The sequence below is a fragment of the Microbulbifer variabilis genome, from assembly GCF_052467165.1.
This window is the reverse complement of the sequence record NZ_CP174301.1, coordinates 4,017,028-4,033,902: the sequence shown is the minus strand read 5'-3', so window position 1 is coordinate 4,033,902 and position 16,875 is coordinate 4,017,028. Positions and strand designations below refer to the sequence as shown.

Below are 16,875 nucleotides of genomic sequence, written 5' to 3'. Positions count from 1 at the left end.
ATGAATTTATTTATATCGCAGCGAGGTCTTTCATTGATTGAGCTGATGATTGGTATTTTATTAGGCTCTTTATTACTACTTGGTGTCCTGCAGATCTTCCAGAGCAACAGCGATACATTGCGTATGCAGAATGGCTTTTCAAGAGTACAGGAAAGTGGGCGTTTTGCAGTTGATATGCTCAGCAAAGAAATTCGCCAAGCTGGTTTTTGGGGGTGTGCTGAAAATAAAAATATAGAAAATTTTTCTGCTCCTGCAGATAAATTTTATTCAAGTATTGGTGGGGATGATATTGGCGTGGCTGGTCAGGACAATGTTGCCACTAATACTAAGGTTGAAAAGACCGAAGTTATCGAGGGAACGGACATTTTGACCCTTAGTGGCGCTGAAGATGCATGTGCTGGAAAAGGGCGAATGCTAGATGGTACAGATAAAGGGGATATTGTTGTTAGTGATAGTTGCCCAATTAAAAATAACGATATCGTCATAGTGTCAAACTGTAAATCTGGAAGTGTATTTACTGTTACGAGTACTACTGAAACAGCTGGCCATAAAAAACTGAATTATCCAGCTGGAATAGTTTTCAAAGAAGAGTATGGGGTTGATTCAAAAATTCTTACCCCTTATGAAAAAGTGTTTTTTATCGCCTCAGGTGCTCAGGATACTAATTCTTTATTTATGAAGGATGAGGCTGGAAATGTTCAGGAACTCGTCCCCGGAATAGATGATATGCAGGTATCATATGGTGTAGATACGAATGGTAACGGTATCGTTAATCAGTGGCAGGCTGCTAATAATGTCATAAGCATGGCTGAAGTAACTGCAATAAAAATAGAGTTATTGGTATCTAGTGATAGTGTCGCTGGGGTCGATAAGCAGACTATTACACGCCTGGATGGTAGTAAAAAAGAATACGATGATGGTCTGCTGCGCAAATTGTATGTTGCTACGGTCAAGGTGCGTAATAGAGGAAGCATGTAATGGGGATAATAAAGAATCAGCAAGGTGCAGTGCTGATGGTCAGCCTGATTATTCTTTTAGTTTTAACGTTAATTGGTATTTCTGGAGCTCGTGGGGTTTTGATGGGGGAGCGAATGACCTCGGCTTCACGAGATGCGAAAGTCGCTCTGGAAGTTGCCGAATCCATGGCTCGTTTTGGCGAGCAAGAAATAAACGCGCTTGGTAAAAGTAGCGATTTTGGGGCAGCCGCCTGGCAGCATAATGAGGGTGAGGGCCCTGAAGATATATTTGCAGAGGAAACCTGGGAAAACAGTAATTCCATTGCCAGAGAAGTTTACATGCTTGATTCCAATGGAAAAAAAATGAAAGGGCGGATGTATATCGAAAGGTTCGGGTTGGCCTCAAGTGATAACGTTGGTGATATTAATATTGGTGTGGGGCAAACCGGTGGTGAGGAAACCATTGTCGAAGTATTTAAGATCGTCAGTCGCGGGGTAGGTAACAGCGGTACCGAGAGGATTATTGTTACTTTATATGGAAAAGAGTTTTGAGGACTTTGCTGTGAAAATAAAAAATCAAAAAAAACAATATTTCCCATTGCGTTCATTAAGTGCCGCCTTTTTTATGATATTGGCAACACATTCATCTGCTGCGCCAGGGGAGCTATCTGATGTGCCTTTGTACTCGCGGGGGTCGGCTGAGCCCAATATTATGTTTGTATTAGATTCCTCGGGATCTATGGAAGAAATGGTTCTTCCTGCAGATGGTTACAGCACCAGTAACCCTTCAAGTTTTAATTGTAATAATCCTGTCTCAACAGAATATACATATCGGCATAGTAATGGAAGTTATTCCACTCGACATTATGATGAGGTTGAATATCGTGTAAATGTAAGCAGTGGTAATGTTCAGTTTCGATTAGTAGAGCGATATAACGGTTCTGTAATCGCAACGGGTGATTGGCGTACGTGGGATACTAATGGCGATTGCTTTGATGAAGATGAGCAGTATACCGCATGGCTATATGCAGCTGGAGGAGGAAATAATAGTACTTATTTCAGTGTTGGTGTAGATGCTGCTGACTATAAGATTCCAAATGGGTTTAATAAAGATTATGCGAGTGGCCATTTTTTAAACTGGTTTTTTTCTGAAGACAGAGAAACTGGTGGTTTTACAGCTGCAAAATTTATCACTGATGATGGTGAGGCTAGACGGTCTAAATTAGATATACGCCGTACTGACATAATGAAGACTGCTGCTCAGAATCTAATTTCTGGGTTGGAAGGCGTGCGTATAGGTTTAATGCAGTTTAATGGAAACCATGGTGGAAAATTATTAATGGGGCTGACAAGCCTCACCGACGATAATAGCCAAGATATTCTTGATGTTGTGGCAGATGTTGGGGCGAGTGGGAATACACCTCTTGCCGAGACTTTTACGGGTGTGGGGCGATATTTTATATCTGGTTACGAAGGATCTGAATTATCTTATGAAGCTTCACCTGGTAATGTGAAGACAGCGTCGGCCTCAGATATTTTTTCTGGATCAACAAGTAATAATGGGAACACGAGTACGATTATAAACTGGAATGGAGTGGATAAACCTACTAATCAAGTAGAGAGTTCTGCTATCCAATACTATTGTCAAAAAAGTTTTATGGTCGCCCTTACTGATGGGGCACCGACTTCAGACAATAGTATTAGCTCTCATTTAAAAGATTATGATACAACTTGTACAGCTGAGACTTGTACAACATCGCAGCAAATGGATGACGTGGTCAAAGCCCTCTATGATATTGATCTGCGTCCGGATTTGATAAAGCCTGATGGCAAACCAGAGATAAATAATATCACAAGTTACTTGATAGGGTTTGCTAACCAAGGCTTGGATGACTCCAAAGAAATGATTAATTCAGGAAAATTAGGGAAAGGAGGGAAAGGAAAAGTCTACTCTGCAGATAATGCCGCCGAATTGCAACTTACATTTAACCAAATATTTAAAGATGTCCGCTCTATAGTTGGTAGCTCAAGTGCAGTAGCTTTGAATTCCACAGTTATTGAAAGTGGGTCCGCAGTATTTGGGGCTAAATATAATAGTGGAAAATGGAATGGAGAACTATCAGCCTGGGATATAGATACTTCTGGTAACTTATCAGATGATCCTATTTGGGAAGCCAGTTCCATTCTCGATTCGATTTCAGATATTAATACTAGAGTAATACTGACTTACCGAGACAACAAGGGTGTGCCTTTTACTGCTGCGGGAGTTGGCACCTCTGGTACAGATCACGCACTGGATCTAACCCTCAATAGTTACATTAGTGATGCTGTGGATGATGGCAGAGTCTCAGATAGAATTGATTACCTGCGTGGAGACCGCTCTAAGGAAGGTGTTGGGGAAGGAGACTTTAGAGAGCGAGATAGCCGCCTGGGGGATATTGTGAATTCCACCCCGGTTTATGTAGGGGCTCCTGATGGAAAGTGGTCCTATGCATCCTTCCCCGGAAAATCGGCTTATTCAGCATTTATTGCGGCCCATAAAAATCGTACACCAGTGGTATATGTAGGCGCTAATGATGGCTTTCTCCATGGCTTCAATGCTAGTGTGGATACTGTGAATATACCGGATGCAGGCAAGGAACTTATTGCATATTCTCCGTCAATTTTATTGAGTACAGATGATAATGAGGGCCTTCATCCGCTGACCTCTCAATATTATAACCACCGGTTTTATGTCGATGGCACTCCGACTGTTTCGGATGTATATATCAGTGACGGCGCTAGTGAGAGTTGGCAGACGGTCTTAGTAGGGGGCCTAGGCGCCGGTGGCAAAGGTTATTATGCGCTAAATGTAACTGACCCAAGTGCTTTCACAGAGCAAAATGCTGAGAAAATAGTGATGTGGGAGTTCTCAGATGAGGATGATAGTAATCTTGGCTATACCTATAGCCGTGCTCAAATAGGCAGGATGCCTAACGGTGAGTGGGCAGCTATATTTGGTAATGGTTACAATAGTGCGACAGGAGATGCGGGAATCTTTATTGTTTACCTTGATGGCCTAGATGGCCCTGGTAGCACAACCAGTAAATATGCTTACCTTTCTACGGGCTCAGGCTCAGTATCCGATATAAATGGTATGTCTACTCCAGCAATAATAGACACAAATTTGGACGGTACTGTAGACCGAATTTATGCCGGCGATCTACATGGGAATCTGTGGGCTTTTGACGTTTCAAGTTCAAATGAAAATTCGTGGTCAGTAGAAAAGGAGGGGGGAACACCAAAGCCACTATTTAGTGTAGCCCCTAGTACTAATGATCAACGAGAGGCGATAACCACTACACCGGTTGTGGCTAGAAACATCAAAGATGAGACAGGACCGGGATTACTGGTGGCATTCGGCACAGGACAATATTTGGTGGATACCGATACTGCTGACATTAATCCGGGTGGTTTTTATGCGGTGTCGGACAATGGTAAATATGGTCTTACCAAGTCAAATTTAATTGATCGTACTCTAAAAGAAGAGACTTTTGGTGGTATTCGTCAGCGTAAAATAGTTGGCGATGAAATTGACTGGGATAAAACATCAGGCTGGTACATTTCACTTGAGACTGGAAATAGTTTAGAAGGCGGGGAGCGAGTAATTGCCCAGCCCGCATTGCTGGGGCATGTAATCTTTTTCAATACGATGATTCCCAGCGGCCAAGTTTGTGCGGCGGGTGGTAGTGGCTGGTTGATGTCGGTTGACCTCTGGGGAGGCTTGGTCCCCCCTGAGGCGGTTTACGATGCTAATAATGATGGCGTTATTGACAAGAATGATTATGGGTACGCTGGTGAGTTCAGATCTAATGCGGCTCCTAATACATCTAGCTACATCCCAACTGGCGATGGGGTCCTTGAAATTACTCCGGATAGTAATGGTGACAATTATGTCCGACCAGTTGTGGCCTTGGGTGGTGGCCGCATTGGACGCTTGTCCTGGGAAGAAGTTACTCCCTTTTAAGGCTAATGACCAATTATGAGTGCGCCCCAGTACTGCCGGGAAAATTTAAATTATTATGGTAACTTGAAACTATGAAGAGACAGTCAGGGTTTACTCTTATTGAGTTGATGATTGTAGTGGCAATAATCGCGATATTAGCTGGAATTGCCTGGCCTTCTTATGTCGACCATGTTCGCACGGCCAGCAGGGCAGATGCGCAGGGTGCATTGATGGGGTTGGCACAGGCGATGGAGAAACACTATACCCAGAATGGAAGTTATGCCGGAGCTGCAAATGGTGGAGGAGATGATGGTACTCCAGGGATATTTCCCGCACAGGTACCTTTGGATGGGGGGAGCCCAAAGTATAACCTGACAATTACAGTTGGGACTGATCCGAGTACTTATATCCTTACGGCCACTCCCATATCTGGTCAAGCCGATGATGGAGTTCTATTGCTTAGCTCAAGTGGTCAAAGGACTTGGGATCGAGATAATGATGGGATTGACTCGAAAGATTCATGCTGGAGCAAAACCTGCTGATCAGTTTTGAGGGCAGGTCAGATTTTTCCTACTGCCATTTTCCACTATGCCATCGCCGTCCCTATCTTTTGCAAAATAGGGGCGGCCGATAGTATTGAGGATAATGATCCATCCATATTCTGCTCCACCGACGGCGGGGCAATAGGAGAAGTTTCCACTTTGAGAGGGTGTTTCGCCATTTGGTTTAAAGATTAGGTAGCCTTTATTGTTAAAGGCATTCCAGTTGAGCGAAGCTCCATTTTCTATAGGCTCATATCTCCTTTCAATGCTTTCCCCCTGATCTATGGAGCCATTGCCATTATGATCAGGAAACAATAACGCACCATTAGACCAATTATCGCCACATTCTTTACTTTGCCCAAGTGGGCAGAGCGTGTAGCTGATTTTCTCATAGTAGGCTTTAGAGCGCATTAATATCAATAGTTCAAATAATTCAAATTGTTTGGTTTTACTTTTATAGCGTTTTATAAAATCAGTAAATGAGGGGAGCGCCATTGTGGTAACAATAGCTAATATAGTCAGGGTAATGAGTAACTCTGAGAGGGTAAATCCCGCGGCCTTTTTCATGGTGCAAGCTTCTCGCTCTTGAGCTTGCACTAGAATACCGTGGAATAGATAAAAACCAATTACATTTGATTACAGCACGACCATTTAACTATTGAGAATTTAACTTTCAAGTCCGAGCTTTTTTAAACGATAGCGTAGAGATCTAAAGCTAATACCGAGTTTTTTTGCAGCAGCAGTCCGGTTCCAGCGAGTTTTTATCAAAGCTGTTTCAATAGCCTCTTTTTCAATGTTTTGAAGAAACTCATCTAGAGATGAGTAAAGACTAGGATTAAAGTATCCTGCGTTTTGAGGGGTGCCTGAGTTTTTAGGTGTCTCTAAATTGGCAGTGAAATCTTCATGTTTAGAGGCTTTTTTATCGTGTTCTAGGAATAAGTCACGGCTACAGATTTCCTGTTCATCACATAGTGCAAAAGCCCGTTCCAAGATATTTTCCAGTTGACGAACATTCCCAGGGAAGGTGTAACTCTGTAATAAAGCTATTGCTTCAGGGGCTACTTTTGGTTGGCGGATTCCAGAATCACTAGCAATGCGCTGCATTGTTACGTCTACTAGCAGCGGGATATCTTCTAAACGTTCTCTCAGGGGTGGCGTTGAGATTTCAATTACATTGATGCGATAGTATAAGTCGTTACGAAATCTTCCTTCATTTACTTCTTTGCCAAGGTCTTTATGAGTTGCACTGAGAATACGTACATCAATGGGAACTTCCTGGCTTGCACCAATAGGTCGAATGCGCTTTTCTTGTATCGCGCGCAGTAGTTTGACCTGCATTTCAAGTGGTAAGTCTGCAACCTCATCTAAAAATAAAGTACCACCTTGAGCACTTTGTAGTAGACCTAATTTATCTTTATGGGCTCCGGTGAAGCTGCCCTTCTTATGACCGAAAAACTCGCTCTCCATCAATTCTTTAGGTACAGCGCCACAGTTGATGGGTACAAACGGCTTATCTGCTCGAGCTCCTTGGGCATGAATTGCACGAGCAACCAGCTCTTTACCAGAACCAGATTCGCCACTGATGTAGACCGGTGCATCGCTACGAGCTACTTTAGCGATTTGCTCTCGTAGTCTACGCATATTCTCAGCTTCACCCAAAAGCAAGTGCTCGCTGACGTTATTTTGATTGGTGTTTCGTACCTGGTCCTGATTCAGTCGTAGGGCCAGTTGGGCGAGGTTACGCAGTCGTTCAAGGTCTACGGGCTTACTGACAAAGTCGAATGCCCCGAGTTTTAGTGCCTTGATTGCAGTATCCATGTTGCCATGTGCGGTGATAACGGCTACGGGCAATTCGCAGTGTATCCCAGTTTGAATATGCTCAACCAACTGTAGACCGTCACCGTCAGGTAGGCGAAGGTCTGTAAGGCAAAAATCGTAACGATTTTCTGTAAGTAATTTCTTTGCTTGCACGAGATTGGCTGCGGTATGGCAGTCCACGTTCATGCGCTGCAAAGTGAGGGTGAGCAGCTTGCAAATATCCGGTTCGTCATCGACAACCAGGGCCAGAGGTAGCATCAATTCCCTGTCTTTTCTTGTTTTGTTGATATTAGAGGCAAGGGCGCCGGTTCTGATTATGGCAGAAATTCTTTGCGAATAATCGTCGAAACTTTGGGAAAAAATTCTGAGTAAGATCAAGTCACACTTATTTAGTGAGCAAATTCAACTCTAAAGCAGCTCTTGTCGTCATCGCTGCGGCAATGATACAAGCTCGCCTTATTTGTCTCACACAGTTCTTTCGCAATATATAGTCCCAGTCCACTACCACCACTACCGTTGGTGAAGAATGGCTCGTAAATCTTTGATTTATGTTCTTCGGGCACACCTGGGCCACTGTCCTTAACATCTATTTGGGTACAGGCACGTTCTTGGTTGTATTGAGCACTGACTACTGCGAATCGCTTGCCGGTGGCTATTTGGGAGTGGTGAAGGGCATTATCTGTGAGGTTGGTCATCACCTGAGTAAGTTGAGCCGCGTCAAACCGCGCTGAAAGTGCTTGCTCAGGAAGCTCCAGCTGTACTTGGTCTCCACTTTTGGTACCGGCACTAAAGTCCTGGATAAACTGTTGCAACCAGGTAGCCAAGTTATGTTCTTGCGGTGCCCCTGCTTGCCTGCGTGATAGCTGCATTACATTTTCGATGATTTGGTTTACTCGCTGACTTTGCCGGCAAATGATGTCGGTCAGGTAATGGTCCTCTTCGCGCAATTGTGGGGACTCTGATAGCAACTGTGCTGCATGGCTGATGGCGGAGAGGGGGTTGCGCACCTCGTGAGCGATAGAAGCTGTAAGGTGTCCTAGAGAAGCGAGTTTGAGTTTTTGGGCAGCCTCGGCCAATTTGCGGTTGTCTTCAACGAATACCAGCGTACTGCAACCGCTGTCATGCTGAAGGTTGGTAAAATTGAGTTGTACTTCATTACCAGTTTCTGACTGCAGTAAAGTGCTACTGGTACTGCCATTGTTACGCCAGTCTCGGATCGCTTGGCGTAATGCATCAGATTTTTCCTTCTCTGAATGTAGGTGGCAGCCCAAAAGTTGACGTGCAGCCCTGTTAATAAGTTCGGGTTGGCTGGTGGGGCCCATCACCAGCACCCCTGTCCCCATGCGTTCGATAATCTGTTGTGCCAGCCGTTGCAGGTGTGCTGCTTGTCGGCTTTGCTGATCAGCGCGCAGATTGGCACTGCGTATGCGCGCGGAGAGATATTGGAGTGCGCTAACAGTCGCAAAAAGCAGTATGCCGAGGCCTCCCGCGGCGACAATATCTTTGGTTGTGCCTTGCCCGGACATTAGGTTGTAGAGTTGTAAACCCAATACCCCTAGGCTGGCGATTGCGGCGAAGAAGGCGCTCATTCGGCGGTCGAGAAGAATAGAGCCGATGGAGCAATTAACGAGTAGTAGATAACCGAGACCGGAGCTGAGACCGCCACTGGCCTCGATGAGCAACAAAAATACCAGGATATCGCAGCCAAGGATCATCTCAATCTGACCGACCCCTACTTGATAGGCTTTCTGGCGTAAGAAGACCAGCCAGCTGAAGTTGAGAAGGGTGTAGATCGCTATTGTGTAAAGAAATAGGCCTGGCAGATGAGCACCCAGCGCTCCGGCGCCAATATCAGAGTAGAAAACCCCCAGCAGCACAAGTGCAATTGCCAGGCGATAAATAGCGCAGATACGCAATAGCTCATGGTGCTGGAGGGTGAGAGTATTGCTGACGGAGGAGGGACTACTCAAAGTGATTTCCCGGTATTGTTGTTGTGTTGAGCCGCTGCTGTTGCTCCGCTACAGAGGTTACAATGGCGGCCTGTATTGTCCGAGGTTTAATAATGTCTACTTTGCAGCTAGTGCTGGCACAAATCAATTCTCTCGTAGGGGATATTCCCGGCAACACCGCAAATGTGATTGAGGTGGCACGTAAGGCTCATCGAGAGCTTGGGGCCGATCTGGTCCTATTTCCGGAGCTGACCTTATGCGGCTATTCACCAGAGGATTTACTTCTGCGCCCCAGCATGCAGATACGCATTGAGGCTGCGCTGGAACAACTGAAAACGGCCCAGCTGCCCTGTGCCATCTTGGTAGGTTATCCGCGATACCGGGATGGAAAGATATTTAATATGGCGGGCCTGGTTAGTCAGGGCGAAATTGTTGCGGAATATGCCAAGCAAAAGTTACCCAACTACCAAGTATTTGATGAGAAACGCTATTTCACCAAGGGCGATAAGCCATGTGTCGTTGAAATTGAGGGTATACCTGTTGGGGTCAGTATCTGTGAGGATATTTGGCACCCTGAACCGATTCAGCAGGCTGTTGAGGCAGGTGCAAAAGTGATGCTGAATATCAATGCGTCTCCTTTTCATCGTGGCAAAGCCCAGCAACGCTTGGAGTTGCTTTCCAAACAGGCGCGTGTGGCGCAGGTCCCAATCGTATACGTGAACTGGTGCGGTGGCCAGGATGAACTGGTGTTTGATGGTGGCTCAATAGCTATAGATTGTCGGGGAGAAGTCTGCGCCAGGGCTGAGGAGTTTGCGGAGCAGCTATTGCCGGTGTCGGTCTCCGAACAAAGTGGAAGGGTTACATTACTACCAGGAGATAATGCCCCCCCCCTGGATGATCTGGCAGCAGTCTATCAGGCCTTGGTACTTGGAGTGCGGGATTACGTCAATAAAAATGGCTTTAATGGCGTGGTACTGGGGCTCTCGGGGGGGATTGATTCAGCGCTGACTCTGGCGGTGGCAGTGGATGCCTTAGGTAAAGAGCGAGTGGAAGCGGTTATGATGCCTTTCCATTACACTTCTGATCTCAGTAAGAATGATGCTGCCGATCAGGCCCAGCGCCTTGGGGTGCATTACCGAGAGATCGGTATTGAGCCTATTTTCGACGCGTTTATGGGGGCTTTATCGGAAGAGTTTGCCGGTAGTGAGAGAGATACCACGGAGGAAAACCTGCAGGCTCGCTCCCGCGGTGTGCTGCTGATGGCCATTTCCAATAAGAAGGGGGCCATGGTGCTGACTACCGGCAATAAGAGTGAGATGGCCGTTGGGTATGCGACGCTGTATGGCGATATGGTTGGGGGCTTTAATGCCCTTAAAGACGTGCCCAAGGTGCTGGTATTTGAGCTTTCTCGCTATCGAAATACGGTATCAGAGGTGATACCAGAGACAGTGATCACGCGCCCACCCAGTGCAGAGCTGGCACCAGATCAGATAGACTCAGACAGCCTACCTCCTTATGAAGTCCTGGATCAGATTCTCAATCTGTATGTCGATCAGGATTTGAGTGCTGAGGAAATCATCCGTCGTGGTTTCCAACGGAGTGAAGTTGAGCGGGTTGTGCGCCTTGTAGCACGCAATGAGTACAAGCGCCGTCAGGCTGCTGTGGGGGTACGGATCTCGGAGCGAGGCTTTGGGCGGGATCGTCGCTATCCAATCACGAATGGCTGGAAGGCCGGCGAATAACTTGTTTTAGAAAGTAAAACGGCGCCGATTGGCGCCGTTCTTAGTTGTGGAGCATACCTACAGCAGCTCTGGAGGTAGGGGGGCCTCTCCACGATTGTATTCGGGGTTGTACATTTCGCGGCTATCAAAGCCCTCTGGGTCTGATTTCTCGAAAAGGCCCAGGGTTACCCGATGCACCAAGCTACGGCCACTAGCACCCTTGTAGAAGTTGTAGTTAAAGGAGCCATCTTCATTAAAGGCTGGGTGATCTGGGTAGTTGTTGCGCATAACGCTCAAGGCGTTGGCCTCTAACTCCGGCATCTCCATGAGGTTATACCCCTGTACCATCACCGCAAGGGCGTCCGGTACCGCAGGGGTCTGCTGGAAGTTTTCCACTACATAGCGGCCGCGGTTGGCGGCTGCGAGGTAGGCTCCACGCTTGAAATAATAGTTGGCTACATGGATTTCATAGCGAGCCAGCAGATTGCGCAGATGGATCATGCGTTTTTGCGCATCTGCGGCGTAGCGGCTCTCCGGATAACGGGCCATCAGCTGTGAGAAATAGGCGAAGGACTCACGTGCAGAGCCGGGGTCGCGATTGGTCAGGTCTGTCGGCATAAAGCGCTCGAACAGTCCGGTGCCCTCGGTAAAGGAAGATAGCCCCTTCATATAGTAGGCGTAATCGACATTGCGATGCTGGGGATGAAGGCGGATAAAGCGATCTGCGGCGGCGATAGCCGCATCGTTCTCATAATTGCGGTAGTAGGCGTAGATTAGCTCCAACTGGGCCTGTTCCGCATAGTTGCCGAAAGGGAAGTTATCTTCCAGGGCGCGCAGGTTCTTGATCGCCAGGTCCCACTGGCTGGTGCGCAGCTGCCGCTGCGCTGCCTCGTAGAAGGCCTGCTCTGTACGGTTGCCGCTAGGCAAGCCCTCTTCTGAGTCGTCAGTGCTGGCGCAGGCAACCAATATTGCGGACACCAAGGCCAGCCACAGCATTTTCCAGGTCTGCATAGCCCTTCGCTCTATCATTCTTACACTCTACCTTATTAAACTACCCGCCAAGATTAATCTGGCGCGTCGGACATTTAACCACAGTCGCGGTGCTGCCCAAAGTATTTGCAATTGTTTAATGAATGACCACCTAAACCTCGATATTGAAGTTCCGGCCAATTTGGCTGGTCGAAGATTAGACCAGATAGCAGCCGAATTAATTCCCGATTACTCCCGTGCGCGTTTGCAATCTTGGATTAAGGGCGGTCAACTCACCGTAAATGGTGCCCCTGCCAAGCCCAAGGATAAGCTATTTGGCGGTGAGCGGCTTAGTCTTCACGCTGAACTTGAGGTTCAAGGCGCCTGGAGCGCCGAACCCATGGATCTGAGCATTGTTTATGAAGATGACAGCCTTATGGTCATCAATAAGCCTGCAGGGATGGTAGTACATCCGGCTGCCGGAAATCCCGATGGCACCCTGTTAAACGGTCTTTTGCATCACTGTCCCTCTCAGGAGAGGATTCCCCGGGCGGGGATCGTGCATCGTCTCGACAAGGACACTAGTGGCTTGATGGTCGTGGCCAAGACCCTGTTGGCGCAAGCTAGCCTTGTAGACCAGCTAAAACAAAGAACGGTCAGTCGTCAATATGATGCTTTGGTGCAAGGAATAATTACCGGTGCGGGGCGTGTCGATGCTGCAATAGGACGCCACCGGCAAAACCGCCTGAAAATGGCTGTGCTGGACTTTGGTGGCAAGGAGGCCATTACCCATTACCAAATTCAGCAACGTTTCCGAGTGCATACACTATTGCGTTGCAAGCTGGAAACTGGACGCACCCATCAAATCCGGGTGCATATGGCTCATATTCGTCACCCACTGGTGGGTGACCCGCTATATGGGGGTAGGCCAAAGTTGCCACCAGAGGCGCCCACTGAGCTGATTGGCGCCTTACAGGGCTTTCCCCGACAGGCCCTGCACGCGGCGGAGCTCGCACTCATCCATCCCCAGTCGGGTGAGGAAATGCACTGGCGCGCCTCTATGCCTGAGGATATGCTGGCCCTACTCGACCTACTTGGACAGAATACTTACTAGGTCAGTAGCAGCACAAACTTCCACTAGAAAAGGAGTCGGGGCTTTAGAGTTCGGCTCCTATTGCCCAGGCAGAGCAGATATACCATGTCCAGTGATCATTACCTGAGTCCAGTATGGCCGGCCCCTGCCAGGGTGAGAGCATTCTCTACCTTGCGATCAGGTGGGTACAGTTCGGGGCCCCATACCTCTTTTAATCTTGCAGCGCATGTTGGTGACAGTGAGTCAGCAGTTTTGGCTAACCGCGGGCTACTGTGTGATCAGCTGGAGTTGCCGGGTGAACCACAATGGCTTGAACAAATCCACAGCGACAGGGTGGTAGACGCTCAGGGGGATGGGCTTGTGCGGACTGCCGATGCCAGCTTTAGCCTGAAAAGTGAAATTGTTTGTGCGGTGCTCACCGCCGACTGCCTTCCCGTACTTATCTGTGACAAAGCAGGCACCCGAGTGGCAGCGGCCCATGCAGGTTGGCGCGGGCTGGCTGGGGGCATTTTACGCAATACGATAACTGCCTTGGATTGCGATCCAGCAGAGCTATTGGTGTGGCTGGGGCCTGCGATTGGTCCTGAGGCCTTTGAGACTGGGGTGGATGTCCTGGAGGCCTTTTTTGAAAATGCCCAGGGTGGTGAGCATACCGAGGCTATTGCCCGCTGCTTTCAACCTCATGTAAAAAAGCCATTACATTTTCTTGCGGATATTTATGGTTTGGCTCGGGCTGAGCTAAAGGGGCTTGGTGTCGGGCATATCTACGGTGGTGAGCGCTGCACGGTGAAAGAACCTGAATACTTCTATTCCTATCGTAGGGAGAAGACTACCGGGCGTATGGCCTCACTAATCTGGCTGGCGGATAATTAATGCTGCTCATAACCTAAGGTGCAGCTAATTATTGGGCTGGCTAATATGAGGGTGCGCTTGGTTCTTTTCAAGGGATACCGACTGACAAATGCCGAGCTTACAAAGAAATAATTACTCCCCCTTAGGAAATGAATCGAAACTTCTTGCTGTTTGATTTAAATCATTGAAAACCTTTCCCTCGCCCCTATTTTAATAGCCAACACTACACTGAATGCGTAACGCCAAGCGGGCGTTATTGACGCAAAGCTATATAAGATCCCTAAGTAGGAGAGGTTGTATTCATGCGAATTGATCGGATGACAAACCCACTGCAAGCAGCTTTTGCTGATGCACAATCCATGGCTGTGGGACGGGACCACAACCAGATTTATCCGGAACATTTAATTCTTGCACTACTCAACCAGAATAATGGCAGTGTCCCGGCATTTTTATCCCAGGCCGGTTTTAACTTAAATGGCCTGCGCAATGACTTGGCCAAGAGACTGGATAATCTGCCAACTATCAGCTCCCCAACTGGGGATGTGGGCATGTCTCAGGAACTGATGCGCCTGATGAACCTAACCGATAAAAAGGCGCAACAAAATGGCGATACATTTATATCCAGTGAAACGGTCTTACTTGCAGCTTTCGACTCCGCTGCAGGGGAAATTTCTAAAATTCTCAATGCTAATGGCGACAAGAAACAGTTAGAGGCGGCGATTCAGAAAGTGCGCGGCGATGAAAAAGTGGATGATCCCAATGCGGAGGAGGCGCGCCAAGCGCTGGATAAATATACTCTCGACCTGACGGAGCGTGCACTGGCTGGCAAGCTTGATCCAGTAATTGGGCGCGATGATGAAATTCGTCGAACTATCCAGGTGTTACAGCGCCGCACCAAGAACAACCCGGTATTGATTGGTGAGCCTGGAGTAGGGAAAACGGCCATTGTGGAGGGGCTTGCACAGCGTATTGTAAATGGCGAAGTACCTGAGGGCCTGAAGGACAAGCGCCTGCTTTCCCTGGACTTGGGTGCACTGCTTGCGGGAGCCAAATTTCGCGGGGAGTTTGAGGAACGCCTCAAGGCCGTCCTGAATGAGCTATCCAAGCAGGAAGGGCGTATTATTTTATTTATTGATGAGTTGCACACCATGGTTGGCGCTGGAAAGGCAGAGGGCGCCATGGATGCCGGTAATATGCTCAAGCCGGCACTGGCTCGTGGTGAGCTGCATTGTGTCGGCGCCACCACCCTGGATGAATACCGTCAATACATTGAAAAAGATGCGGCGCTTGAGCGCCGTTTCCAGAAAGTATTGGTGGATGAGCCTACAGAGGAAGATACCATTGCAATTCTTCGTGGCCTGAAAGAACGCTATGAGGTGCATCACGGTGTCGATATTACTGACTCTGCAATTATTGCCGCGACCAAATTATCCCAGCGCTATATCACCGATCGCCAGTTACCAGACAAGGCGATCGATTTAGTAGATGAAGCGGCAAGTCGTATACGTATGGAAATTGATTCCAAGCCGGAGGCGATGGATAAGCTTGAGCGCCGTCTGATCCAGCTTAAGATTGAGCGTGAGGCGGTCAAAAAAGACAAGGGCGATGAGGCCACTAAAAAGCGCCTGGCAAAGCTGGAGGAAGAAATTCTTCAACTGGAGAAAGAATACTCCGACTTGGAGGAGGTGTGGAAAGCGGAAAAAGCCCAGCTCGCAGGTAGTCACGACCTTAAGGAAAAGCTAGAGCAGGCCAAGCAGGATATGGAGTCTGCACGACGTGCCGGTGATTTAACACGTATGTCGGAATTGCAGTACGGCGTGATTCCACAACTTGAACAACAGCTAAAGTCTGCTGCTACTCATGAGGCAGCAGAAGAGCCGCGCCTGCTACGCAACCGGGTTACCGATGAAGAAGTGGCTGAAGTGGTTTCACGCTGGACAGGTATTCCAGTTTCGAAAATGCTGGAGGGCGAACGGGAAAAACTGTTGCGCATGGAGGATGCGCTGCATAAACGGGTTATTGGACAAGCTGAAGCGGTAGATGCTGTCGCCAATGCGGTTCGCCGATCCCGCGCGGGCTTGGCGGATCCCAATCGCCCGAATGGTTCCTTCTTGTTCTTAGGGCCTACCGGGGTGGGTAAAACCGAACTCTGTAAAGCGCTGGCGCAATTTCTATTCGATACAGAGGATGCGATGGTGCGGATTGATATGTCGGAGTTTATGGAGAAACACTCCGTCGCACGCTTGATTGGTGCGCCTCCAGGTTATGTTGGCTATGAAGAGGGCGGTTATTTAACCGAGGCGGTGCGTCGTAAGCCTTATTCGGTGGTTCTGCTAGACGAGGTGGAGAAGGCTCATCCGGATGTATTTAATATTCTTCTTCAGGTCCTTGATGATGGTCGCCTGACCGATGGTCAGGGCCGCACTGTGGATTTTCGTAACACTGTGGTGGTGATGACCTCCAACCTGGGTTCTGACCTAATACAGAAGTATGCAACGGCTGAAAATGGCGACGACCTGGATGCGGAGATTCGCTATCGCCAGATGAAAAATGCAGTGATGGAGGTGGTTAGCAATCATTTCCGCCCAGAGTTCATCAACCGTATCGATGAGGTTGTGGTTTTCCACCCTCTCGATAAAGGGGAAGTACGTTCTATTGCGGAGATTCAGCTGAGGCAACTATGTCGCCGCCTCAGCGAGCGTGACTTGAAGCTGGAGGTATCCGAGGCGCTACTGGATAAACTGGCGGAAGTTGGTTTTGACCCGGTTTACGGTGCGCGTCCACTTAAGCGAGCTATCCAGATGTGGCTGGAAAATCCCCTGGCACAGGATGTATTGGCTGGAAAATTTGCGCCCGGTGCTACCATTCACGCTGATGTTGAGGGTGATAAGGCCGTCTTTCGTTAGTTATTTGATCGCGATGGCGCCAGCGATAGCTGGCGCCACATACTTACCGTGCAGCCTGACGTCTTTTCTCCTCTTTAAATTCTC

At 48.1% G+C, this 16,875-nt stretch carries 12 protein-coding genes; 8 read left to right on the top strand and 4 right to left on the bottom strand.

Annotation, left to right across the window (positions count from 1 at the left end; genetic code table 11):
• The 4 genes from ACJJIP_RS17950 (at window position 1) to ACJJIP_RS17935 (ending at window position 5,483) form a co-directional block, all read left to right on the top strand.
• A complete protein-coding gene (locus tag ACJJIP_RS17950) occupies window positions 1-978 on the top strand; it encodes a PilW family protein (protein WP_444945741.1) in 978 nt (325 codons plus the stop codon).
• Window positions 978-1,508: a pilus assembly PilX family protein gene (locus tag ACJJIP_RS17945; protein ID WP_353377136.1), complete on the top strand. Its 531-nt coding sequence runs from the start codon at window positions 978-980 to the stop codon at window positions 1,506-1,508. The genes ACJJIP_RS17950 and ACJJIP_RS17945 overlap by 1 nt, the downstream gene beginning before the upstream one ends.
• Window positions 1,492-4,962: a pilus assembly protein gene (locus ACJJIP_RS17940; RefSeq protein WP_444945740.1), complete on the top strand. Its 3,471-nt coding sequence runs from the start codon at window positions 1,492-1,494 to the stop codon at window positions 4,960-4,962. The genes ACJJIP_RS17945 and ACJJIP_RS17940 overlap by 17 nt, the downstream gene beginning before the upstream one ends.
• A 71-nt stretch (window positions 4,963-5,033) precedes the next feature.
• Complete coding sequence (locus ACJJIP_RS17935; RefSeq protein ID WP_020411448.1) at window positions 5,034-5,483, top strand: type IV pilin protein; 450 nt, start codon at window positions 5,034-5,036, stop codon at window positions 5,481-5,483.
• Here the strand turns inward: ACJJIP_RS17935 and ACJJIP_RS17930 are convergent, their stop codons facing one another.
• The 3 genes from ACJJIP_RS17930 to ACJJIP_RS17920 all read right to left on the bottom strand — a co-directional run bounded on the left by ACJJIP_RS17930 (window position 5,484) and on the right by ACJJIP_RS17920 (window position 9,271).
• Window positions 5,484-6,050, bottom strand: a complete 567-nt coding sequence (locus ACJJIP_RS17930) for a GspH/FimT family pseudopilin (protein ID WP_444945739.1) — start codon at window positions 6,048-6,050, stop codon at window positions 5,484-5,486. It abuts the gene before it with no gap.
• 99 nt (window positions 6,051-6,149) lie between these two features.
• Window positions 6,150-7,559, bottom strand: a complete 1,410-nt coding sequence (locus ACJJIP_RS17925; RefSeq protein WP_444945738.1) for a sigma-54-dependent transcriptional regulator — start codon at window positions 7,557-7,559, stop codon at window positions 6,150-6,152.
• A 131-nt stretch (window positions 7,560-7,690) separates the two neighbouring features.
• The gene (locus ACJJIP_RS17920) at window positions 7,691-9,271 is read right to left on the bottom strand and encodes a two-component system sensor histidine kinase NtrB (protein ID WP_020411451.1); all 1,581 of its coding nucleotides are present in this window, start codon (window positions 9,269-9,271) and stop codon (window positions 7,691-7,693) included.
• A 92-nt stretch (window positions 9,272-9,363) separates the two neighbouring features.
• On the opposite strand from ACJJIP_RS17920, the gene ACJJIP_RS17915 reads away from it, so the two are divergent.
• The gene (locus tag ACJJIP_RS17915; RefSeq protein ID WP_444945737.1) at window positions 9,364-10,992 is read left to right on the top strand and encodes an NAD+ synthase; all 1,629 of its coding nucleotides are present in this window, start codon (window positions 9,364-9,366) and stop codon (window positions 10,990-10,992) included.
• A gap of 57 nt (window positions 10,993-11,049) precedes the next feature.
• Here the strand turns inward: ACJJIP_RS17915 and ACJJIP_RS17910 are convergent, their stop codons facing one another.
• The gene (locus ACJJIP_RS17910; protein WP_051089458.1) at window positions 11,050-12,000 is read right to left on the bottom strand and encodes an outer membrane protein assembly factor BamD; all 951 of its coding nucleotides are present in this window, start codon (window positions 11,998-12,000) and stop codon (window positions 11,050-11,052) included.
• Between the two features lie 100 nt (window positions 12,001-12,100).
• Here ACJJIP_RS17910 and rluD point away from each other — a divergent pair, with 100 nt between their 5' ends.
• From rluD to clpB, 3 genes are all read left to right on the top strand, one after another.
• Window positions 12,101-13,054 (top strand): 23S rRNA pseudouridine(1911/1915/1917) synthase RluD, encoded by a 954-nt coding sequence (rluD, locus tag ACJJIP_RS17905; protein ID WP_353377140.1) that lies wholly within the window; start codon window positions 12,101-12,103, stop codon window positions 13,052-13,054.
• 84 nt (window positions 13,055-13,138) lie between these two features.
• On the top strand, window positions 13,139-13,906 hold the full coding sequence (pgeF, locus tag ACJJIP_RS17900) for a peptidoglycan editing factor PgeF (protein WP_020411455.1): 768 nt from the start codon (window positions 13,139-13,141) through the stop codon (window positions 13,904-13,906).
• Between the two features lie 281 nt (window positions 13,907-14,187).
• Window positions 14,188-16,791 (top strand): ATP-dependent chaperone ClpB, encoded by a 2,604-nt coding sequence (gene clpB / locus ACJJIP_RS17895; protein WP_444945736.1) that lies wholly within the window; start codon window positions 14,188-14,190, stop codon window positions 16,789-16,791.
• The last annotated feature ends 84 nt before the right edge of the window (window positions 16,792-16,875 follow it).

What these genes read in the sequence shown, in the direction of transcription:
- ACJJIP_RS17950 (WP_444945741.1), top strand. Translation starts at nt 1, where the DNA reads ATGAATTTATTTATATCGCAGCGAGGTCTTTCATTGATTGAGCTGATG.
- ACJJIP_RS17945 (WP_353377136.1), top strand. Translation starts at nt 978, where the DNA reads ATGGGGATAATAAAGAATCAGCAAGGTGCAGTGCTGATGGTCAGCCTG.
- ACJJIP_RS17940 (WP_444945740.1), top strand. Translation starts at nt 1,492, where the DNA reads ATGGAAAAGAGTTTTGAGGACTTTGCTGTGAAAATAAAAAATCAAAAA.
- ACJJIP_RS17935 (WP_020411448.1), top strand. Translation starts at nt 5,034, where the DNA reads ATGAAGAGACAGTCAGGGTTTACTCTTATTGAGTTGATGATTGTAGTG.
- ACJJIP_RS17930 (WP_444945739.1), bottom strand. Translation starts at nt 6,050, where the DNA reads ATGAAAAAGGCCGCGGGATTTACCCTCTCAGAGTTACTCATTACCCTG.
- ACJJIP_RS17925 (WP_444945738.1), bottom strand. Translation starts at nt 7,559, where the DNA reads ATGCTACCTCTGGCCCTGGTTGTCGATGACGAACCGGATATTTGCAAG.
- ACJJIP_RS17915 (WP_444945737.1), top strand. Translation starts at nt 9,364, where the DNA reads ATGTCTACTTTGCAGCTAGTGCTGGCACAAATCAATTCTCTCGTAGGG.
- ACJJIP_RS17910 (WP_051089458.1), bottom strand. Translation starts at nt 12,000, where the DNA reads ATGATAGAGCGAAGGGCTATGCAGACCTGGAAAATGCTGTGGCTGGCC.
- rluD (WP_353377140.1), top strand. Translation starts at nt 12,101, where the DNA reads ATGAATGACCACCTAAACCTCGATATTGAAGTTCCGGCCAATTTGGCT.
- pgeF (WP_020411455.1), top strand. Translation starts at nt 13,139, where the DNA reads ATGTCCAGTGATCATTACCTGAGTCCAGTATGGCCGGCCCCTGCCAGG.
- clpB (WP_444945736.1), top strand. Translation starts at nt 14,188, where the DNA reads ATGCGAATTGATCGGATGACAAACCCACTGCAAGCAGCTTTTGCTGAT.